The following is an 18,262-nucleotide window of genomic DNA, read 5'->3' as shown; positions in this document are numbered from 1 at the left end:
ACAGTTGTCGATTGCCACGGCAACATGGAGGTATCTCATGAACCCAATTACTACGGTGATGCGTCAGTGCCGCCTGTTTGACGGCATCCCGGAAGAGAAATATCAAAATGTACTGGCCTGCCTTCGGGGAGAAACCAAATTGTTTCGTAAGGATGCCATCCTCCTCCAGATCGGCGAGTGCCAGAAGCGGCCCGGCGTTGTGATGGATGGGACGCTGCGGATCTCCCTGTATAGTGAGGACGGCAATCTGGTCACCATCGAGCGGCTGGGGCGGGGGCAGGTATTTGGGGAGACTCTGGTGTGCTCCATGGCGGAGGACAGTCCCATCCAGATCGACGCGCTGACCGATGTGCAGGTGCTCTATCTGGATTTTGACCCGCTGCTTCTTCAGCAGGAATGCGCTTGCCCGCACAAAGCCCAGGTCACCGCCAACCTGCTCCGTGAAATGGGGCGGAGCGCCCTTTTTCTCAATCAGAAAATGCGGATCTTGGCCCAGAACCGGCTCCGCAACCGGATCAAGCTTTATCTCCAGATGCTCCCTGTCAAGCCCGGCGGCGAACTCCATCTGGACATGGGGCGGGGCGAACTGGCCGACTATCTGTGTGTAGACCGCAGCGCCCTCTCCCGGGAACTGGGGCGTATGCAGAAAGAGGGGATTCTCGCCTTTCAGGGCCAACAGGTGCGTATTCTGGATCAGAGTTTTCTCAGCGTATAAATTTTGCCTGTCCGTTGCCATGGCAACGGACAGGCTTTTTTGCGGGTGCTATCATATCGCTGCAACAGGTTAGCTGTTGCTAACCAAAATTCTTGAAAGGAGAGTCGCACATGAAACGCGCTCTTGCATCCCTGGTAGCATCTGCGATGCTGCTGTTTGCCCTGGCTGGCTGCTCCAACGGAAATAATCCGGCCGAAAATCCCGCCGCATCCCCCACATCCCCGCCGGCCAGTTCCACGCAGGCCGCCGAGCCGGTGACCATCTCAGTGGGTGTGCCTACCGCGCCCCCGGCGCTTCCCGTCCTGCACATGATGGAGGCCGGACTGCTGGGAGAGAATGTGACCATCGACCTGAATGTGTGGAACTCCCCCGAGGAGCTGCTGGCCATGGTTCAGGGCGGGGAGCACGACCTGTACGCCTTCCCGCTCACTGTGGTTTCCACACTCTACAACAAGGGCCTGGATGTGCGCCTGATGAATGTGAATACCTGGGGCGTCACGTATTTCATGACCACGGATCCTGCGTTTGAAACCTGGGCCGATCTGGCCGGCAAGACCGTCTATATCCCCCTCCAGTCCTCTCCTCCGGACGCTCTGACCCAGTATTTCCTGAATGAAGCCGGGCTGACGGTGGGCGAGGATGTGGAGATCGTCTACGCCAGCACCGCAGAGGTAGCCGCCCTGCTGGCCTCCGGCGAGGCGGAATACGCCACCCTGATCGAGCCGCAGGTCACATCTGCGATGAGCCAGAACAGCGAAGTACGCCGGGCGCTCAGCTTTGAAGAGGAGTGGCAGCGGGTCACCGGCACCGACACCATGATCCCCAACGCCGGCTTCGGCACCACCCAGGGCTTCATTGACGAAAACCCGGAGCTGACAGAGCAGTTCCAGGCCGCCTACGCCGAGAGTGTCCAGTGGGTGCTGGATCACCCCGCCGAGGCCGCCGCTCTGGCCGAGGAGCACCTGGGCATGAAGGCCGCCGTGGTGGAGGCCGCGATCCCCAATATGGGCCTGACCTTCAAAAGCGCCCAGGACGCCTGGGGAGAACTGGATACATTCTATAACCTGCTCAACGACTTTGACCCCTCGATGATCGGCGGAAAACTCCCCAACGACGGGTTATACTATGCGGGGTAAGGCGGCCCTCTGGCTCCGCCGCGCCCTGGGCGTGGGCCTGCTGCTGGGTGTCTGGCAGCTGGCCTCGCTCTGTTTCTCCCCTCTGGTGCTCCCTCCCGTTCCACAGGTCGCGGGCACGCTGGCGTGGCTGATCCGGGAGCCGGACTTCTGGCCCACCGTCGGTACCACCCTGCTGCGCCTGGCGCTCGGCCTTGGGATCGGGATTGCGGTGGGTTCCATTCTGGGTCTGCTGTTCGGCCTGTGCCCCAAACTGGAGGATGTGGGGGCGCCGTTCATCCATGTGCTCCAGTCGGTGCCGCCGGTATGCTGGGTTGTGCTGGCTCTGGTATGGTTTGGGTTTAACGGCTGGCCCTGTGTATTCATCGTGGCCGCATCCACCATTCCGACGGTGGTGATCAACCTGAGCCACGGCGTGCGGGGCGTAGACCCGGAACTTCTGGAGATGGCGAGGCTCTACCGCTTTTCCCGCCGGAAAGTCCTGCTTCATGTGACGCTGCCCTCTATCCGCCCCTATTTCCTCTCCGCGTTAGAGATCGTCGTGGGCGGCGGGTGGAAACTGGCGGTGATGGGAGAGGTCCTCACCACGAACAGCGGGATCGGCGGCGCCATCACCACCGCGCGGCTGAATATTCAGCCCGATGCGATCATCGCGTGGGCATTCCTGCTGGTGGCAGGGTGCTTTATTACGCAGAAGCTGGTGTGCCTGCTTCTGTCCAGGAGAGGGGGAGCCCCATGCTGAGACTGAGCGGGATCTGCAAACGCTTTGAGGATCTGCCCGTACTCTCAAACCTGTCCCTCACCCTGTCCCGGGGCGAGATCGTCGCCTTGATTGGCCCCTCCGGCTGCGGGAAAACCACGCTGCTGAACATCATTTCCGGCCTGACGGCGCCGGACGCCGGTACGGTGGAGGGTGCGGACGGCAGGCTGAGCTATATGTTTCAGAGCGCCCGGCTGCTTCCTTGGCGCACGGTGGAGGAAAACATCCGGCTGGTGCGGGAGGAAGCGCCCGCCGGGGAAGTGCGCTCCCTCATCACCGCTGTGGGGCTGGAGGGGTTTGAACGCTATTATCCCGGCCAACTCTCCGGCGGCATGGCCCGCCGGTGCGCCCTGGCCCGGGCATTCCACTTCGGCGGTGAGATTTTCCTGATGGACGAGCCATTTCAGGGGCTGGACTACGGAATCCGCATGGAGATGCTGTCCATGCTGTTATCCATCTGGCAGCGGGAGCGGCCCGGGGTGCTTTTTGTCACACATGAAATCGACGAAGCGCTCACTGTGGCGACCCGCATCGCCGTGCTCGCTCCGCGCCCCACTGCAATCTGCCAGTGGTTTGACCTCCCCGGCCCGGAGGGGCGGGACGCCTCCGCCCCTGAACTGGCCCGGCTGCGCCAAGAGATCATCCGGCGGATCACCGGTTAGAACCGGTCTGGTTGCCACGGCAATGGCGTCCCACAAGGAAATGTGATATATTAGCTTTTAGAACACGGAAGGAGGCTCAGAAATGGACATTCTCCGCAATCTGCCGGTTCAGCAGCCGGCGGCTCTGAGGGAACTCATCTCCATCCAGCCGGGGCGCGTGGTGAGCATGGCCCTTTCCCGCAGCGAGCACTGCCAAATGACGCTGCTGGCTTTTGGGGACGGAGAGAGCATCAGTGAGGAGCGCTACTTCGGCGACACGGTCTATTATGTGCTGGAGGGTGATATGCCTCTGCGCCTGGAGGGACACGAGGTCCGCCTGGGCGCAGGGGATTGTCTGGCTGTCCCGGCGCAGACCACCCACGCCATTGGCGGGAGCGGCCCCTTCAAACTGCTGCAAATTACCATCCAATCAAACTGAGGAGGATCTGTATGGAACCGTTGATCAAAAACCTGCCCCATGCACGGCCCTTTCCCCTGAAGGATCAGGTCGGGTACGAGCCCGGTAAAGTCGTCAGCCTGACCCTGGCCCAGCGGCCTGGTGTGGGGATGACGCTGTTCGCCTTTGATGCGGGCGAGGCCATCAGTACCCACGCCGCCCCCGGGGACGCCATGGCCACCATCCTGGAGGGCACCGCTCAGATCACCATTGACGGTGTCCCGCACACGCTGAACGCCGGGGAGGCTGTCATCATGCCGGCCGGCATCCCCCATGCGGTCCAGGCCGTAACCCCATTCAAAATGTACCTGGTAGTTGCGAAACAGTGACCCTTTCCCGTCCAACGCTCCGTGGACAAACCCAGGCAGGGGTACGACAAATCACAGCATAAGACACAGCCCCGTCTGGCCTTGTTCATACGGTCAGACGGGGCTGTGTTCATGCTTTTGCCGGCGGCAGCAGACTGGTCATGCTGCGCAGGCTGATGCCCAGAGTGGACAGGTTATGGAGCGTGGCGGAGGTGGCCGGTGCCAGGACGCCCAAGGCACCCAAGGCGATGAGACCACCGTTGAAGCCGATGACAAAGCGGTAATTGGACTGGATGCGGTTCATCAGGGCCATGGACAGCCGCCGCAGCTGCACCAGCTCGAACAGGTCGTTTGCCGCGATGGTGATGTCCGCGATCTCCCGGGCGATGGCGGCACCGTCGCTGATTGCGATACCAACATTGGCAGCGGACAGAGCCGGGGAATCGTTGACCCCGTCGCCGATCATGACCACCGTGCGGCCTTGCGAACGCTCGGCCTGCACAAAGTGGGCCTTGTCCTCCGGCAGCACCTCAGCCCGGTACTCGTCCACCCCTACCTGGGCGGCGATGGCCGCCGCGGTGCGCTCACTGTCGCCGGTGAGCATGACGATCTTGCCCACTCCCAGGCTGTGGAGGGCAGCTACCGCATCCGCAGCCTCGGCGCGCAGCGGGTCGGAGATGCAGATAACCGCGGCCAGCACGCCGCCAACCGCCAGATACAGATGGCTGTACTGCTTGGGCAGGGTGTCGAAGGCGGCCTGCTCTCCCGGCGGGACAGTGCAGCCCTCATCCTCAAAGACGAAGTGGGCGCTGCCAATGATGACCCGCCTGCCGTCTACCGTACTGGCGATGCCGTGGGCCACCAGGTACTCCACCTGGGAGTGCATCTCCTCATGGGCCAAATCCCGCTCCCTGGCGGCCTGAACCACGGCGTTGGCCATGGAGTGGGGGAAATGCTCCTCCAGGCAGGCGGCCAGCCGGAGCATTTCCAGCTCCTTGTTCCCACCGAATGGGACCACCTGAGCCACCACGGGGTTGGCATGGGTCAGGGTACCCGTCTTGTCAAAAACAATGGTATCCGCCTGGGCCACAGCTTCCAGGTACTTTCCACCTTTCACGGTCACATGGAAGCGGCTGGCCTCGCTCATGGCGGAGAGAACCGCCAGGGGCATGGACAGTTTCAAAGCGCAGGAGAAGTCCACCATCAGCACGGACAGGGCGCGGGTGACATTGCGGGTGAGCAGATAGACCAGCACACTCCCCGCCAGCGTGTAGGGTACCAGTCGATCAGCCAGATGCGCTGCGTGATTTTCCGCTGTGGACTTGAGCTGCTCCGACTCCTCAATCATGGCCACGATCTTGTCATAGCGGCCCTTGCCGGACTGCTGGGTGACCGTAAGGACGCACTCGCCCTCCTCCACCACCGTTCCGGCATAGACGCTGCTCCCAGGCCGCTTGGGGACGGGGATGGACTCGCCGGTGAGGGACGCCTGGTTGAGCATGACCTCGCCCTCCGCAATGGTGCCGTCCAGGGGAATCATGCCGCCCATGCGGATGACCACCTGATCTCCGGCCTGTACCTGGTGGAGCGGGACCAGTTCCTCTCCGCTTTCGGTTTTCATCCAGACCCGGTCGATATTCAGGGACATGCTCCTGGCCAAGTTTTCCACGGACTTTTTGTGGGTCCACTCCTCCAGAAGCTCGCCCAGCCGCAGCAGGAACATCACGGAACTGGCCGTGTCGAAGTCCCGCCGTACCATGGACAGGCAGACGGAGATTCCATCCAACAACTCCACATGGAGCTGTCTCCGCAGCAGACACCGAAGCGCCCGGAACAGATAAGGAGCCGACCGAATAACTGTGTAGACCGCACGAAGCGGAGCCGGGAAGAACAGGGATCGGACGGCCTTAAACGCCACCATACCCACCAGTTTTTCCTCATAGGCACGGTTGAGCGCCCGGCTGCTGTGGACCGGGACCAGCTCCGCCAGCGCATGATCCTGATAGGAGAAGCCAGCGAGAATCCTCAGTAAATCCTTCCGATCCCCCTGATACTCGATCACTGCGCAACGAGTTCTTTCATGGACAGACGCACACTCCACCTGCGGCAGAGTCAGCAGCCACGCCTCCAGCATATCGGCCTGCTCCAGCGTCATGCGCTGCTGCACAGCCTGAACACGGATTCGCCCGCGGCATTCGTGTTTGATTTGAAATTTCATGATTGCCTCCACAGAACAAGAGGGACCGCCCCCGGCGGCCCCTCTCTCATTTCTTGCGCGTTACGCTTCAGAGCACTCCACGCTGGTGGCCTCCTCCGCTTTCGCACGCTGCTCGTTGATCTCCTTAGCGGAAGCCAGGATGTCAGCAGCATTCTCCTGAACGGAAGTGACCGTTTCCATCACGGACTCCTGCACACGCAGTGCGGCCGCGGTCATGTGGGTATAGGCCTTCTTCGCATCCTTGCTGGACAGCAGCTTGAAGCCGGCAGAGCCGAACAGCACCCCGCCCACAAACAGGGCGGCTCCTTTATGGAAATTCATCATTATGGTGTTCACCTCACATTCAGCGGTGCCGGTACCCGGTAATGAAAGTCATGACCATGCAGATAACAGCGCCCCAGGCCCAGAAACGGTGGTGCTTCATTGGATAGTCCCTCCCTCGCCAGACATGGCACCTTATTTCGGTCGCTTATAATAACATAAGAATTTGAGGTTTTTCTATCTGTTCTGGTCAGGAACCGTTGTAAATGGATTTTTATTTGCGTTCCGGCGGAATTGGGCGGGCGGCATATGGTAACGCCGCTTAAAGGCGATTCCAAATTGGCTGACGCTGGAATAGCCCACCACCGTGGAGATCTGGAGTACGGACTGGGTCGTAGTCGTGAGGAGCTCCGCGGCCCGGGCCATGCGCTGCTCCAGAAGATACTGGTGGACTGGGACCCCATAAACCTGGCGGAAACAGGACTTCAACGCTGTGCCGGAAATTCGGAACTGCTGAGACAGGCTCCGAACTGTCAACCGCTCGTCCAGGTGTCCCACCATGTATTTCTGGATCTCGCGTATGGTCTCGATCTGGCTTTGGGTATGGTAATCGCACTGCGGTGTCAGGGCCAGCCCCTCCCGCTGCGCGTGGAGCAGGAACAGGACTTCCAGCGCCTTGATAACATAGTAGTCCCCGATATGTCCCAGCTGCATATAGTCCAAGGCAGAAAACAGAGCTTCGCTCCAGAGTGCCGCTCTCAACATACAGGGATCATTCCAGGCGCGGGAGATGGACTCTCCCAGGTCGGAGTGCATGGCACGCAGGGTCGACCATGCGGTTTTCGCTTCCATCCGAACAAGGGTGCCGTAGAATGGCTCTGAAGCAAACCGTCCCCGGTACGCTTCTGTGCGGACCGGGAGAAACAGCACCTGATCGGTGCTGAGGCTAAGACGCCGGTGGCCGGCCCATTCCAAAAAAAGCCCGCCTTTGCGGCAGAATAGGATCTCCAGCGCCTCAGACTCCTGAATAAACAGGAACTCTTCCGAGGGGGGTACCCCTTCCAGCCGGAAGATAGCCGCCTGCTCCGCGGGCAACTGGGTAACGGTCCAGCCGTCCCAGGATAAAAGTGCGTCCAGCATGGCGCTTACTTTCGGAAGGAGAACAGGCCCTTCTTCTCATAAGGGGCTGACTGGATGGAAAGGACCTGATAGCCTGTGGCGGAGATCGCACCGCGCAGGGCGTCCTCGTCCAATCTATTCTCACACAGAATCTGCGTCTGCCCTTTGCTGTGAGACGAGGTGACCTTTTTAACGGGAAATGCCTTGCGGATCGCGTCGTTGACATGGGCTTCACACATAGAGCAGGCCATTCCTTCCACCACGATGGTATATTGGAGCATAACAGTTTCCTCCTCATTTTGTTAGTTTTAGCTAACCTCTCAGCAAAATGAAACGCCAAAGAAACAGTTTTCAGGTACCTTCGCGTATCTGAACTCCTGATTTTGGCGCCCAGAAGTTAGTTCTTGCTAACCCAATAATAGCATAAATCTCAAGATTCTGCAAGTCTTTTGGTGGGCGAAGCAATCATAAGTGTGCGTTTTACAGCCAATCTATCCTGGCAAAAAGCGCAACTGTTCAAGAGATGAAAAAGGTGGTATGCTCTACTTGTATTTAGGTCAGATTTTGTAGGTCAGATTTTTACCCGCGAGGGGCCAATGCGCCCCGAGCGGAGACTTGTCAGAACCTAAATACCGGACCGACCACGCACAAAAACCGCAGTTGCCCCATTCAGGGGTGGCTGCGGCTTTTTTTGTGCATCAAACACAGAAAGGAGACAGACCATGAATGAGCACAAGCAAACTGATGAAGGTCACCTACTACGACCCCAAAAGCCAAATCCGCCTCCTCTGCTACGCCGACACCGTAGTATGGGACACCAAACCCACGCCGACCCTTACCGCTTTGCGGTTTGGCGGCTACCCGGAGCGTGTGCAGGGACTCGCAGACGCAATTTATGGCGGGGCTACCATCGAAATCGAGGACGGTAAAGACACCTACTCCTTGAAAACCCTCACCAGGCAGTACCGCCGGGAACTTAGCCATGACGGAGTGTACGCAGAGGCTACCCTGATCGCAGAGGATGACGGCCAATCCGCCAAACAGAATGCTGGCGACAAGGATGAGCCGGACAAGGACAAGAACGACGAGGACGACGATCAAATCCAGCAGGATCTCCCGCCGCGCAATACCTACATTTTCTGCACACCGGGGGAACGCCGGGAGTTGTTCGACGCGGTGGACCAAAAGACCGCCGTTCCCATGATCCCGGAGTACCAGGATTATGTCCTCACGGAACTGCAAAAGAGGAATATCCTGCGGCCACTTCAGGTCAAGTCCCTGTCCCGTAAGCTGGAGGCGTGGCTTCTGCGCTGTGAGGAGAAGGACAAAAACATCGTCGCGGTCATGGAGGATGGACTCAAAAGCGGAGCGATCTCCATTCCGGGTGCGACCGTCGGCCTAAACCCGCTGGACGAAATCAACTCTATCACGGAATACCTCAATACCTTCGGCGTTACCGTGGCGGAGCGGATCAAGAAGCTGTTCGTACCGCTCTTTGACCCTGCAACGGAATCTCTGTCCCCGGAAGTGCTGGCAATCAACCAGTACATTGAGGATCACGCCGGCTATCCCCTCTACGACGCCCAGCTTGCGGTGGCAGAGGCCATCAAGCGCCAGCTGGAGCGGAGCAAGGTGGGGCTCATTGTGGCAGAATGCGGCTCTGGAAAATCTAAGATTGGAGCGGTATCCATCGCCGCAACGGCTGCGGGACTTCTTTCCCACCAGATGTCCGTCAAGGTGAGCAAGACTTTTAACCTGATCCTGTGCCCCTCCCATGTAACCGAGAAATGGGTGCGTGAACTGGAGGAGACCGTACCGAATGCCTTCGCCGCCGTAGTCCATACCCCTGCGGAGCTGGATCACCTGTACCAGATGTTTGAGCGGGGGAACAAATTCTGTTTCGCCGTCCTCTCCAAGGAAAAGGCCCGGGATGGCTACATGAGGGCCCCGGCGGTCATTTACCGGCCGTGGAATCGCGAGGCGCTTCCCATTGAGCGCAATCCTCCGCTTCACGATGGGGCGGACATAGACGGCAACCCGCACAAGCCGGTGTTCTGCTGCCCGGAGTGCGGCGCCGTGGTCATGGCCGAATTTACACAGGACGGCGTATCCTATCGGGTCCCGGCCAAGTCCTACTATTTTCGGCGGGAGCACAGCGGCAATCACAAATGCGCCGCCTGCGGCGCCCCTCTGTGGTCAGCCCTGAATCCGGATGCCTGGCGTAGGCAGAAAAAGTGGGCCAAGATCGGGGATTACGGCTTTGTTTACCGCCCGCTGGTCTATGAGCACTTCAAAAAAGCCGGCGGAGAGGGTCAGCTCCAGAAGCTCTATGAGATTCAAGACCACCCGGACGCCTGCTTTCCGGCCAGAGGCGCTTACCGCGCTTATGCGCTGAGCTCCTACATCAAACGCAAGTACAAAGGCAAAATCTATGGCCTGATTGTGGATGAACTTCACGAATACTCCAATAAGTCGGGCCAGGGAGAAGCCATGGCCGAGCTCTACGGCACGGCAAAAAAGGTGGTAGGCATGACCGCCACCCTGATCAACGGGTACAGCTCGGGGATATTCCATCTCCTCTACCGGATCTGCCCCGCACAGATGCGCAAGGACAACAAACGGTATGAAAATCCCTCCAAATTTGATGCGGAGTACGGCGTGATCCAGAACACCTATGTGGAACAGGAGCCGGAATACAATTCCAACCGCCGTACCGTGCAGAGCAAGAAGAACTCCCGGCTTCTGCCGGGCGTCTCGCCGCTGGTCTATTCCCGCTTCCTGCTGGACAAGGCCGCGTTTCTTTCCCTGACCGACATGGGCAAGGACCTGCCGGAGTACGAGGAGATCCCTGTTGCGCTGAAGATGCCCGCAGCGGTGGAAGCAGAGTACAAGGAAATCGAAAAAGAACTCAAATTTGTCCTGAAAAATGACAAAAAGGCCGCAAAGAAAATTTTGTCCGCCTATCTCAATCTTCTGACCGCCTACCCGGATCAGCCCTATGAGCAAAAGCCCGTTTATCATCCTTTGGACGGCCACCCGATTGTAACACCGGAAGACACAGTGGCTCCCGGTACAATCCTCCCTAAGGATGAAGAGGTGCTGAATATCGTGGAGCGGAAGATTGCCGCAGGGGAAAAGGTGCTCATCTACACCAACTGGACGCGGCTGGACAGCCAGATGAGGCTTCAAACGCTGCTAACCGCCCGTGGGTGGAACACCATCATTATGCCGGCCAAGGTCAAACCGGCAAAGCGGGAGCAATGGGTAGCGGACCGGCTCAGCGCCGGGCTCCAGGTCCTGATTGCAAATCCGACCCTTGTGCAAACGGGCCTTGACCTGAACGCTTTTACCACGCTGATCTTTTATGACACCGGCTATAAGCTGTTCACACTGAGGCAGGCCAGCCGGCGGAGCTGGCGGATCAACCAGACTGCCCCGCGGGTAGAGGTCTATATGTTTTACTATCGGGACACCATGCAGCACAAGGCGATCAAGCTCATGGCCTCCAAGCTGGCTGTGGCGGGAATTATCGAGGGCTCGTTCTCAGAGGAGGGCCTTGCCGCCATGTCCGAGTGCGAGGATATGACCACCCTGATGGCCAAGGAGCTGATGCTTGGCATCAAGGACAGCGTGGAGGATGTTTCCGCCATGTTCAAGCGCATGGCAAATCTCAAACCTCAGGCCGCCGCATGGTCTATTTTCGCGGAGGCCCCCACCGCCCAGGATGAAACGGTACTGGTAAAGAAAGCAGTCAATGAGCCAATCGTGGAATTCACCTTTGGAAATCCAGTCCCGCTCCAGACGCCAAAGCCGGTTATCGCGGCAACACCTGTTTCGACACCTATGCCGAAGGCCGCAGTCAAGCCCCACGCAAAGCGCAAGTCGGCCAAGGCTGTGATCAGTGAGGACCAGATCCCGCTGTTCAAAATTGCATAAAGGAGAATGACCTATGAATGATAATCCTTTTGAAATCAAGGAGGAAGCGTGCGCTTCCTCCCCGGACCACCGCCGCTACCTGCTGATCCAGGCCGTAGACACGGAGACCGGGGAAATTGTTTGGGCCGTGGGCGACGACCAGATATGCGCCGTCACGCGTGCCGACTTTATCCGAACGCCTGAAATCCGGTACAACGATGTTCTCATCCAGGAGTTTCCCTACAAGGAGAACACACCGGAGAGCGTCGGCCGCTGGCGCCCTCTGATTGAGGAACTGGTAAAGCTCACGCTGGCAAAATACCGGACACTGGACGGCCTTGCCCGTGCATACCCTCAGTGGGTCCCAGAGGAAACGGTTTTGCCGTTCCCCCGGCAGGCTCTTGAGAGCGCCGAGCACATCATTTTCCACGACAATGGGATCTGCGAGATGATTCCGCGTGCGGGCAGTTCCAAGGCAAACATCGTCCCGCCCACCGCCGCTGATTGTGGGGAGGAGTGCTGAAATGCTCGTTCATGTCAAACGCGATGAACTCCTTGCCATCGCCGCCCAGACCGCAAAGGCGGCGCCGAAAACCGCAACCTCAGAGGCAGTCCTGGGCATTCATGTAGAGGCGGACAGCCGAAGGTCCATGCTCACGCTGACCGCTACCAACTACGAAATCGTGATCCGCGCCTCCATGGGCGCCTCTGTGGAACAGTCCGGAAGCGTTGTCATCAGCGCCGCCTTATTCCCCGCGGCCATAGCCAGCCTTCCCGAACAGGATGTGGACCTGGAGACGGAACATCCCGGCCAGCTGACCATTCGCTCCGGGCACGCACGATTTCGCCTGTCCGCGCTCTCCGGGGACAAGTACCCCATGCCGGAGCTCCCCTTTCCGGACGACACCCTGCCTGTCAGCGGGCTTCGTTCGCTGGCGCGCAATACACTGTTCGCCGTTGCGGAAGATGGGGTGCCCTCGCCGCCCATGAAATGCGTCCGGCTCCATGTCGGACCGGACGGACTGAAAGCGTCCGCCTCAAATGGCTTTTGCATCATGGAGGCAGATGGCGATAAGCAGTGCAAAGGGCAGATCGAGCTGCTGCTGCCTGCCCGATCTCTCAAAGTCCTGGCCTCCCTCTCAAATGACAGCGATGTTTACGAGATGGGGGTGACTGGGAAAAGCCTGGTGTTCTGGAGCGGCACCTTGCTCTTTTCCGCCCGGCTGGTGGAAGGGAAATTCCCGAATACCAGCGGTATTTTTGAGCAGTTCAAGTGCCAATACTCCGTCCATCTGGATGCCGCCGAGTTTATCCGCGCCCTTGAGGTCGCAGAGTCCGTCTCGGAAAGCAACCACCGGGTCGAGCTTACCTTTGGTGAGCATGAGATTACGGTAAGCGCCGAAAGCGCCTGCGGCAGATCTTCCGCCCCGGTCAAGGCCCTGGTGCTCAATGCACCCAAACAGCCATTTTACTACAACTCCAGGAAACTGCTAGAGTATTTGCGCCTGGAGAAGGAGAAGATCACGCTGGAATTTGACAAATTCGGCCTTCTCGTGGTCCGTTCCGGCTCCACCCGGTATGTGCAGTCTCCCATGAGGGCGCCTGTTCAGGCGGCTGAAACCGGCAAGGCGGCGTAAGAAACGGAGGCGATCCATGCCTATATGAAAATTCCCACGATCTGCCGCTACTGCGGCGGAAAAATCATCAAGTCCACGACCCGGGCGCTCTACCCCAAAGGCAGCGAGCCGATTTATCTGTGCGTCAACTGCAACGCCTATGTAGGCTGTTACCCCGACGGAAGCCCAATGGGGAAAGTAGCCAACACGGTCCTGCGGCTAAAGCGTCAGGAGACACATCGGATCTTCGACCGCTTTTGGCGGGAGCAGGGCTGGACGCGGAGCGCGGCCTACCGCTGGCTGGCGCAAAATCTTCACCTGAAGGAACACGAAACCCACATCGGCATGATGGAAATGGACGAATGCGAACAGGTGATCCGACTGTGCCGGAAATACGGCAAACACAAAAAGGAGGCGGCATAATGCCAACTTGTCAAAAGAAAGATCAGCTCTGCCGGTGCATCGACTGGCCCGATGAAGATTTCGATGTGGAAATCGACCACTTCATCCGAAACTTTGAATTTCTCCATGTAGAACTGGAGTACGCTTCCCTGGACGCAAGGGAGCCTGTCCGTGTGTGCAGAATCGGCCGGTGCCGCGTGTGCGGGGGCCGTATGTGCGACGGCACAACACTGCCACCCGAAAAAACAGTCAGAGAACTGATGCCGACAATCTGCCTTTTGGCCGGTCTGGCGTTCCAGCAGTTCGGGTATCCTCTTCCGGCCGGAACGAGCAGCTTTCGGGAAGTGTTTCCGACGCTGTTTCACGAGGAGGACCAAGCCTTTGCAAAGCAATGGCTCTCGGAGCCAGAAGGCTGGCATCTTATGGAGCTGTGCTGCGGCGACGGAAGCGGGGGTACGGAGAGATGAAGAAAAAGAAGATCACCTTTTCTGAGCCCAACTGCCGTTTCGGCTGCCCGCATTTCAAGAGCGTCGGGTCTGTGCTGAACGAAACCTGCTACTGCATGAAAAAGGGCAAAAAGGGCAGGCGTTTGGGGAAGAAAGACCTGAAACGCAGACCTCCCGAATGGTGCCCCCGCCGCCTGAAAACACCCGTCTGCCGTATCTACGGCTTCAAGGACGAGATGCACGAGGCCCTGGAGCTGGATAACCGGCTGAACTTTGAGCCGGACAAACACGATTGGTATTTTCCATCGTCCCACCACTACCAGCTCCAGAGCGAGTTTCCACTGGGCATGACTGCTGAGCAGTTTTACAACGCGCTCCAGGAGGAGCCGGTGGAGAGTGTGCTCAACGGCACGCCGCTGAAAAATGGCGAATTGATCGAAATTGACGACGGCCTGGCTTCTCATTTCTTCTACTGTTATAGCCAGAGTACCGTCCTTCCGGCAAAGGTGTTCGGCCTCGAACATGAGGGAGGCGCGCACCATGCCTGAGCACACCGCCGCTCCAAGTGAGCAGACAGCACCCATGCGGCTTGCTAAAATCCTGGATAGCTTTATCCCGGGGATGCACGACACTCCCTGCAGAATCGCTATCTTTACCGATGGCCGCAAAATCAAAGTATTTGAAAAGGTCTATTTCCGCAGGCCGGCGTTCGATCCCCCGCTTCCGCAGACCTGGGAACGAAACTACTGGCTGGAGCGGTATCAGACTCCGCAGGCGGTGGAAAACCATCTGCAAAAAAATGGACTGTTAAAGGAGAATAGCCATGAATGAGCATCGAAACTGCACTTGTCCCGCCTCAAAGAGCGGGAGTTTCCAGATCGCCACAGACCATTACAGCCGCAACTTCATTCCTACGGGCTGGAAGCTGGAGTACACCTCTCTTGAACAGCACGAGCCACAGCGGTTTCTGTATATGACCGGCTGGTGCCTGCGCTGTGGTGGGCAGGACCTGCAAAGCGGCATATCTATCCCGGATGAGCTTTCCGGTGACGCTCTCCTGGAGCGTATCTATCGGGAGATGGAACACTACCGTCCCTTTGAACACCGGCGCAGTGACGGTACATACAATCGTAGCCTGTTAGGACGCGCAGCGTGGTACATGGAACAGGACGATCTCACGCTGGGCGAAAAAAACGCCCAGTTCCTCAAGCTGTTCCACGAGGAGGATCAGCGCGCAGTAGAGGACTGGATCTGCCGCAACCGGGCTGAGGAGCCCTATACCGTTCCCCGGCGGGACCGGAAAAGCACGCTGCTGTATGCCGTGCTGGACCGGGCCAGGGCCAACGGCGATCTGAGGGAGATCGAGCCCATTTGGGACTACTATCTCCCCAACAAAAATGAGCCGCTGTCTCCGGATAAGGACTCCTATCTGACAAACTACGCCTTTTCCGCAGTATCTACCATAGACTTTGGCTGCGAGGGGATCTATGTGGAGCTGTTCCTTGAGGGACAGTTTGACGAGTCCGGAAATGACCGCTGCTCCATCGGCACATTCAAGACGCTTCGGGACGACGCCGAGGCCTGTCGGCTGATGGGTCAGCTGTGCGGGGTGTTGATGTACCATACAGCGAAATATGTCAACGAAAACCTGCACCGCTATACGCCAAAGCGGGAACTGGAAGCGGAGCTGCACAGAAAATCCGCCGTGACGGAAAGTACCAGTGAGGACAGCCGCCATGCCTGAGCCTTTGAGCAATCAATCCGGGGCGGAGCAGGAACTCCCCCAGTATATCGAATGCCTGCTGAGCGTCAGCGGGGACGCGGCGTTTCTCAACACCTTTGACAAGGCTTTTCGGAGCGGATGCGGCCCACAGTGGGCCGACCGCCCCCCAAACACCAAGCCCAGGTATTCGTTCCACGCGCTGTTTCCGGTGCCGGAGGAGATCCAGCGCCGCGGCTTTCTCAAGGCCGGACGCCTGTGGTGCGCGGGTTATTGGGAAGCCGGCGGAGACCTGTGTGAAATGCAGGTCAAACGGGTATTGGGAGAACGGCGCTACCGTTTCTTCGTATGGGACACGCTCCCCAAAAATATGTTTCGCGTTGTCTCCCGGCATTATCCAACCCTGAAGTTTTGCTTGACCGCGCTTATCAAGGACGACAATTCCGTACTATGGGACAACGAATTGACCCTGCGCGAGTACATGATCGCAAATGGGCAGTACATGGGAAGCTACCGCCGGAATGAAACCGATGCTTTCGCCCAAATAAGAGAAGGGATGGGTTTTCAGCCATGACCTTTTTAGAGTGCTGCCAAACTGTACGCGAACATGGGCTGCGTATGATCCGCCCGCGGGAGCATACTCCCGGATTGTATGACATACGCGAACCCTTTGAAGCGGGGGCCGGCTGGGTCTGGCTGGACGCGACCACTGCGAATGTCGTCTGCCAGATCTTCGACGCCCTCTCGCCGGACCGGCAAGAGACATTCAAGACCCTGCCGGCATCCGTGATCCTGAAATTCTGCTGGAGGGTCGCAAATGGCATATAGCCTTTATCTGATCCGCAACACCAGAGACACCGATCTATACTATGCCGAGCACGGCGAAATAGGCGGGGTCCCGGATGCCGTTGGCTATGACGAGCCGCTTCACGCCATGAAATTCCGCACTTATGAGGAGGCGCAGGCATACATCGACACCAGCTCCCGGAGTGGACAAGAGACTGCCATCGTCCGGCGGAGCTTACCGCCTCGCATTTTACCTGGCTCGGCTGTGGAATTACGGCTATGCTCCGCAGCGGCAAGCCGATCCCGGACCGCCTGCTGGCGCCGACGCCCGGCCGGCTTCGTCTCTGGAGATGCTAAAGGAGGAAAAACAAATGAGTCAAACACCGAGAAACAAGATGCTCACCCGGATGGAGGAAGTCCGGGCACAGGTGGCCGAGCGTGATGAGCTCATTGAGATCATCGCCATCGCCCTGCTCACCCGCAAGAATGTCTTTATCCTGGGCGATACCGGCCAGGCCAAGAGCGCCGTTATCAACCTGTTCCGCGCCGGCATCACCGGCACCAACCAGTTTGAGCGGCTGATGTCCAAGCAGACCGATGAAGAGGCGTTGTTCGGGCGTCTGGACCTCTCCAGCCTCATCCCCGGCGGCGTGCCGGAGGAGGTGTTGGAGAAAGACCAGCACTATCAGGAGCTGCGCCGGAAGCTGGAGACAGAACTTCAGACCGGTGGGCCGAACAGCGCAAGTCAACTCGCGGACCTGACCGCGGAGATGGAACAGTACCGTAAGGCGCTCGCTGAGCTGCACAGCGGCGAGCCCCGGATCATCACCAAAGGAAAGCTGCCGGACAGCCATATTGTCTTTTTAGACGAGATTTTTAAGGCGTCCGACGGTATCCTCAACGCCCTCCTGACCGCGCTCAACGAGCGCCGGTACACCAATGAGGGCAAAACCATCCACATCCCCACGATCTCTTTCTTTTCCGCCTCCAATGAAATTCCGAATTTCGCAAATCCGGAGGAGAAGATCCTCAAGCCGCTCTATGACCGGTTTGAGCTCAAGGTGGTCACTGAGTATGTGGAAGACAGGGACGCCCGCCTGACGATTCTGAAGCAGAAGCAGGCGGCGCAGGGCACGGCGCAAAATCCGTCGGCCGTCATTTCCCTGGCGGAGCTGCAGGCCATGCAGGACGAAGTGCTTCAGGTCCGCGTCCCGGACCAGGTAAATGAGCTGATGGACGATGTGCTGTGTGGGCTGCGCGGCAAGGGCATCCATATCTCTGACCGGAAATATTTTAACTACGCCCCTATCGCACAGGCAAAGGCCTGGCTCAGCGGCAGGGACACCGTGGAGCCGTCTGATCTGACCACGCTCTGCGCCTACCTGTGGACCGCTCCGGAGGAGCGGACTATCATCCAATCCACCTTGGAGCGGATGTGCAACGATCCCCTCAAGGACCGGCTGGACACCATTCTGGCGGAAGCCGTGGAGGGGTATCAGGAGTTTACCGATACGGCCGACGCCCCTGCGGCCCGCCGGATCGGAAAACTGCGGGATGAATTTATGTCCCTCTATATCACGCTCAGTCAAATGCTCTCCAATGCTCAGAGCGATGCGGAGCGGGAAAAGATCAACGCCTGTCTGGAAGAACTGGAGCGGTACAGCAAGGAGGCCCATGCGTCGGTCCAATACTCTTATGTTCCGCTTCGGGAGCTCTATGACCTGAAGGCCAGTTGACAGCATCCAATGATAAAGAAAGAGGTGCC

Annotated in this window: 22 protein-coding genes; 17 read left to right on the top strand and 5 right to left on the bottom strand. The window is 58.5% G+C overall.

Translation table 11 applies throughout. The annotated features are described in order from the left end of the window. Positions 1–37: 37 nt before the first annotated feature. The 6 genes from ABUA09_RS07385 to ABUA09_RS07360 all read left to right on the top strand — a co-directional run bounded on the left by ABUA09_RS07385 (position 38) and on the right by ABUA09_RS07360 (position 4,035). Positions 38–715: a Crp/Fnr family transcriptional regulator gene (locus ABUA09_RS07385; protein ID WP_009259406.1), complete on the top strand. Its 678-nt coding sequence runs from the start codon at positions 38–40 to the stop codon at positions 713–715. A gap of 110 nt (positions 716–825) precedes the next feature. After that, positions 826–1,851: an ABC transporter substrate-binding protein gene (locus ABUA09_RS07380; protein WP_009259407.1), complete on the top strand. Its 1,026-nt coding sequence runs from the start codon at positions 826–828 to the stop codon at positions 1,849–1,851. Then, complete coding sequence (locus tag ABUA09_RS07375; protein WP_009259408.1) at positions 1,841–2,590, top strand: ABC transporter permease; 750 nt, start codon at positions 1,841–1,843, stop codon at positions 2,588–2,590. The genes ABUA09_RS07380 and ABUA09_RS07375 overlap by 11 nt, the downstream gene beginning before the upstream one ends. Beyond that, the gene (locus ABUA09_RS07370) at positions 2,584–3,270 is read left to right on the top strand and encodes an ABC transporter ATP-binding protein (RefSeq protein ID WP_009259409.1); all 687 of its coding nucleotides are present in this window, start codon (positions 2,584–2,586) and stop codon (positions 3,268–3,270) included. Before ABUA09_RS07375 ends, ABUA09_RS07370 begins: the two co-directional genes overlap by 7 nt. An 82-nt stretch (positions 3,271–3,352) precedes the next feature. After that, positions 3,353–3,688: a cupin domain-containing protein gene (locus ABUA09_RS07365; protein ID WP_009259410.1), complete on the top strand. Its 336-nt coding sequence runs from the start codon at positions 3,353–3,355 to the stop codon at positions 3,686–3,688. 11 nt (positions 3,689–3,699) lie between these two features. Further along, complete coding sequence (locus ABUA09_RS07360; protein WP_009259411.1) at positions 3,700–4,035, top strand: cupin domain-containing protein; 336 nt, start codon at positions 3,700–3,702, stop codon at positions 4,033–4,035. Between the two features lie 109 nt (positions 4,036–4,144). On the opposite strand, the gene ABUA09_RS07355 is transcribed toward ABUA09_RS07360, so the two are convergent. The 5 genes from ABUA09_RS07355 to ABUA09_RS07335 form a co-directional block, all read right to left on the bottom strand. Next, positions 4,145–6,232 carry a heavy metal translocating P-type ATPase gene (locus tag ABUA09_RS07355; protein ID WP_009259412.1) on the bottom strand — a complete coding sequence of 696 codons (2,088 nt, stop codon included), beginning with the start codon at positions 6,230–6,232 and terminating at the stop codon, positions 4,145–4,147. 60 nt (positions 6,233–6,292) lie between these two features. Further along, positions 6,293–6,556, bottom strand: a complete 264-nt coding sequence (locus ABUA09_RS07350) for a DUF6110 family protein (RefSeq protein ID WP_009259413.1) — start codon at positions 6,554–6,556, stop codon at positions 6,293–6,295. Between the two features lie 19 nt (positions 6,557–6,575). Further along, positions 6,576–6,656 carry a DUF6219 family protein gene (locus ABUA09_RS07345; protein ID WP_226923292.1) on the bottom strand — a complete coding sequence of 27 codons (81 nt, stop codon included), beginning with the start codon at positions 6,654–6,656 and terminating at the stop codon, positions 6,576–6,578. A 74-nt stretch (positions 6,657–6,730) separates the two neighbouring features. Next, the gene (locus tag ABUA09_RS07340; protein ID WP_021632107.1) at positions 6,731–7,633 is read right to left on the bottom strand and encodes a helix-turn-helix transcriptional regulator; all 903 of its coding nucleotides are present in this window, start codon (positions 7,631–7,633) and stop codon (positions 6,731–6,733) included. 5 nt (positions 7,634–7,638) lie between these two features. Continuing rightward, entirely contained in the window at positions 7,639–7,893 is a 255-nt protein-coding gene (locus tag ABUA09_RS07335) for a heavy-metal-associated domain-containing protein (RefSeq protein WP_009259415.1), read from the bottom strand. Between the two features lie 445 nt (positions 7,894–8,338). On the opposite strand from ABUA09_RS07335, the gene ABUA09_RS07330 reads away from it, so the two are divergent. From ABUA09_RS07330 to ABUA09_RS07280, 11 genes are all read left to right on the top strand, one after another. Then, a complete protein-coding gene (locus tag ABUA09_RS07330; RefSeq protein ID WP_009259416.1) occupies positions 8,339–11,548 on the top strand; it encodes a helicase-related protein in 3,210 nt (1,069 codons plus the stop codon). A gap of 13 nt (positions 11,549–11,561) precedes the next feature. Then, positions 11,562–12,050, top strand: a complete 489-nt coding sequence (locus tag ABUA09_RS07325; RefSeq protein WP_009259417.1) for a hypothetical protein — start codon at positions 11,562–11,564, stop codon at positions 12,048–12,050. Position 12,051: 1 nt separating this feature from the next. Next, entirely contained in the window at positions 12,052–13,164 is a 1,113-nt protein-coding gene (locus tag ABUA09_RS07320) for a DNA polymerase III subunit beta (protein WP_009259418.1), read from the top strand. Between the two features lie 24 nt (positions 13,165–13,188). Then, the gene (locus ABUA09_RS07315) at positions 13,189–13,566 is read left to right on the top strand and encodes a zinc-finger-containing protein (protein ID WP_009259419.1); all 378 of its coding nucleotides are present in this window, start codon (positions 13,189–13,191) and stop codon (positions 13,564–13,566) included. After that, entirely contained in the window at positions 13,566–14,012 is a 447-nt protein-coding gene (locus ABUA09_RS07310; RefSeq protein WP_009259420.1) for a hypothetical protein, read from the top strand. The genes ABUA09_RS07315 and ABUA09_RS07310 overlap by 1 nt, the downstream gene beginning before the upstream one ends. Beyond that, complete coding sequence (locus ABUA09_RS07305) at positions 14,009–14,539, top strand: hypothetical protein (protein WP_009259421.1); 531 nt, start codon at positions 14,009–14,011, stop codon at positions 14,537–14,539. The genes ABUA09_RS07310 and ABUA09_RS07305 overlap by 4 nt, the downstream gene beginning before the upstream one ends. Next, complete coding sequence (locus tag ABUA09_RS07300; RefSeq protein ID WP_009259422.1) at positions 14,532–14,822, top strand: hypothetical protein; 291 nt, start codon at positions 14,532–14,534, stop codon at positions 14,820–14,822. Before ABUA09_RS07305 ends, ABUA09_RS07300 begins: the two co-directional genes overlap by 8 nt. Continuing rightward, positions 14,815–15,735: a hypothetical protein gene (locus tag ABUA09_RS07295; RefSeq protein WP_009259423.1), complete on the top strand. Its 921-nt coding sequence runs from the start codon at positions 14,815–14,817 to the stop codon at positions 15,733–15,735. Before ABUA09_RS07300 ends, ABUA09_RS07295 begins: the two co-directional genes overlap by 8 nt. Then, on the top strand, positions 15,728–16,285 hold the full coding sequence (locus ABUA09_RS07290; protein WP_009259424.1) for a hypothetical protein: 558 nt from the start codon (positions 15,728–15,730) through the stop codon (positions 16,283–16,285). The genes ABUA09_RS07295 and ABUA09_RS07290 overlap by 8 nt, the downstream gene beginning before the upstream one ends. Positions 16,286–16,359: 74 nt before the next feature. Further along, positions 16,360–16,539, top strand: coding sequence for a hypothetical protein (locus ABUA09_RS07285; RefSeq protein ID WP_256315659.1), 180 nt, complete (start codon positions 16,360–16,362; stop codon positions 16,537–16,539). Positions 16,540–16,868: 329 nt separating this feature from the next. Then, entirely contained in the window at positions 16,869–18,233 is a 1,365-nt protein-coding gene (locus ABUA09_RS07280) for an AAA family ATPase (protein WP_009259426.1), read from the top strand. The last annotated feature ends 29 nt before the right edge of the window (positions 18,234–18,262 follow it).

The organism is Intestinimonas sp. RTP31139st1_F5_RTP31139_211217, from assembly GCF_040226735.1.
Taxonomy (GTDB): Bacteria; Bacillota; Clostridia; order Oscillospirales; family Oscillospiraceae; genus Intestinimonas; species Intestinimonas butyriciproducens.
Note: the sequence above shows the minus strand (reverse complement) of the source record. Positions and strands in the feature narration are given on the sequence as shown.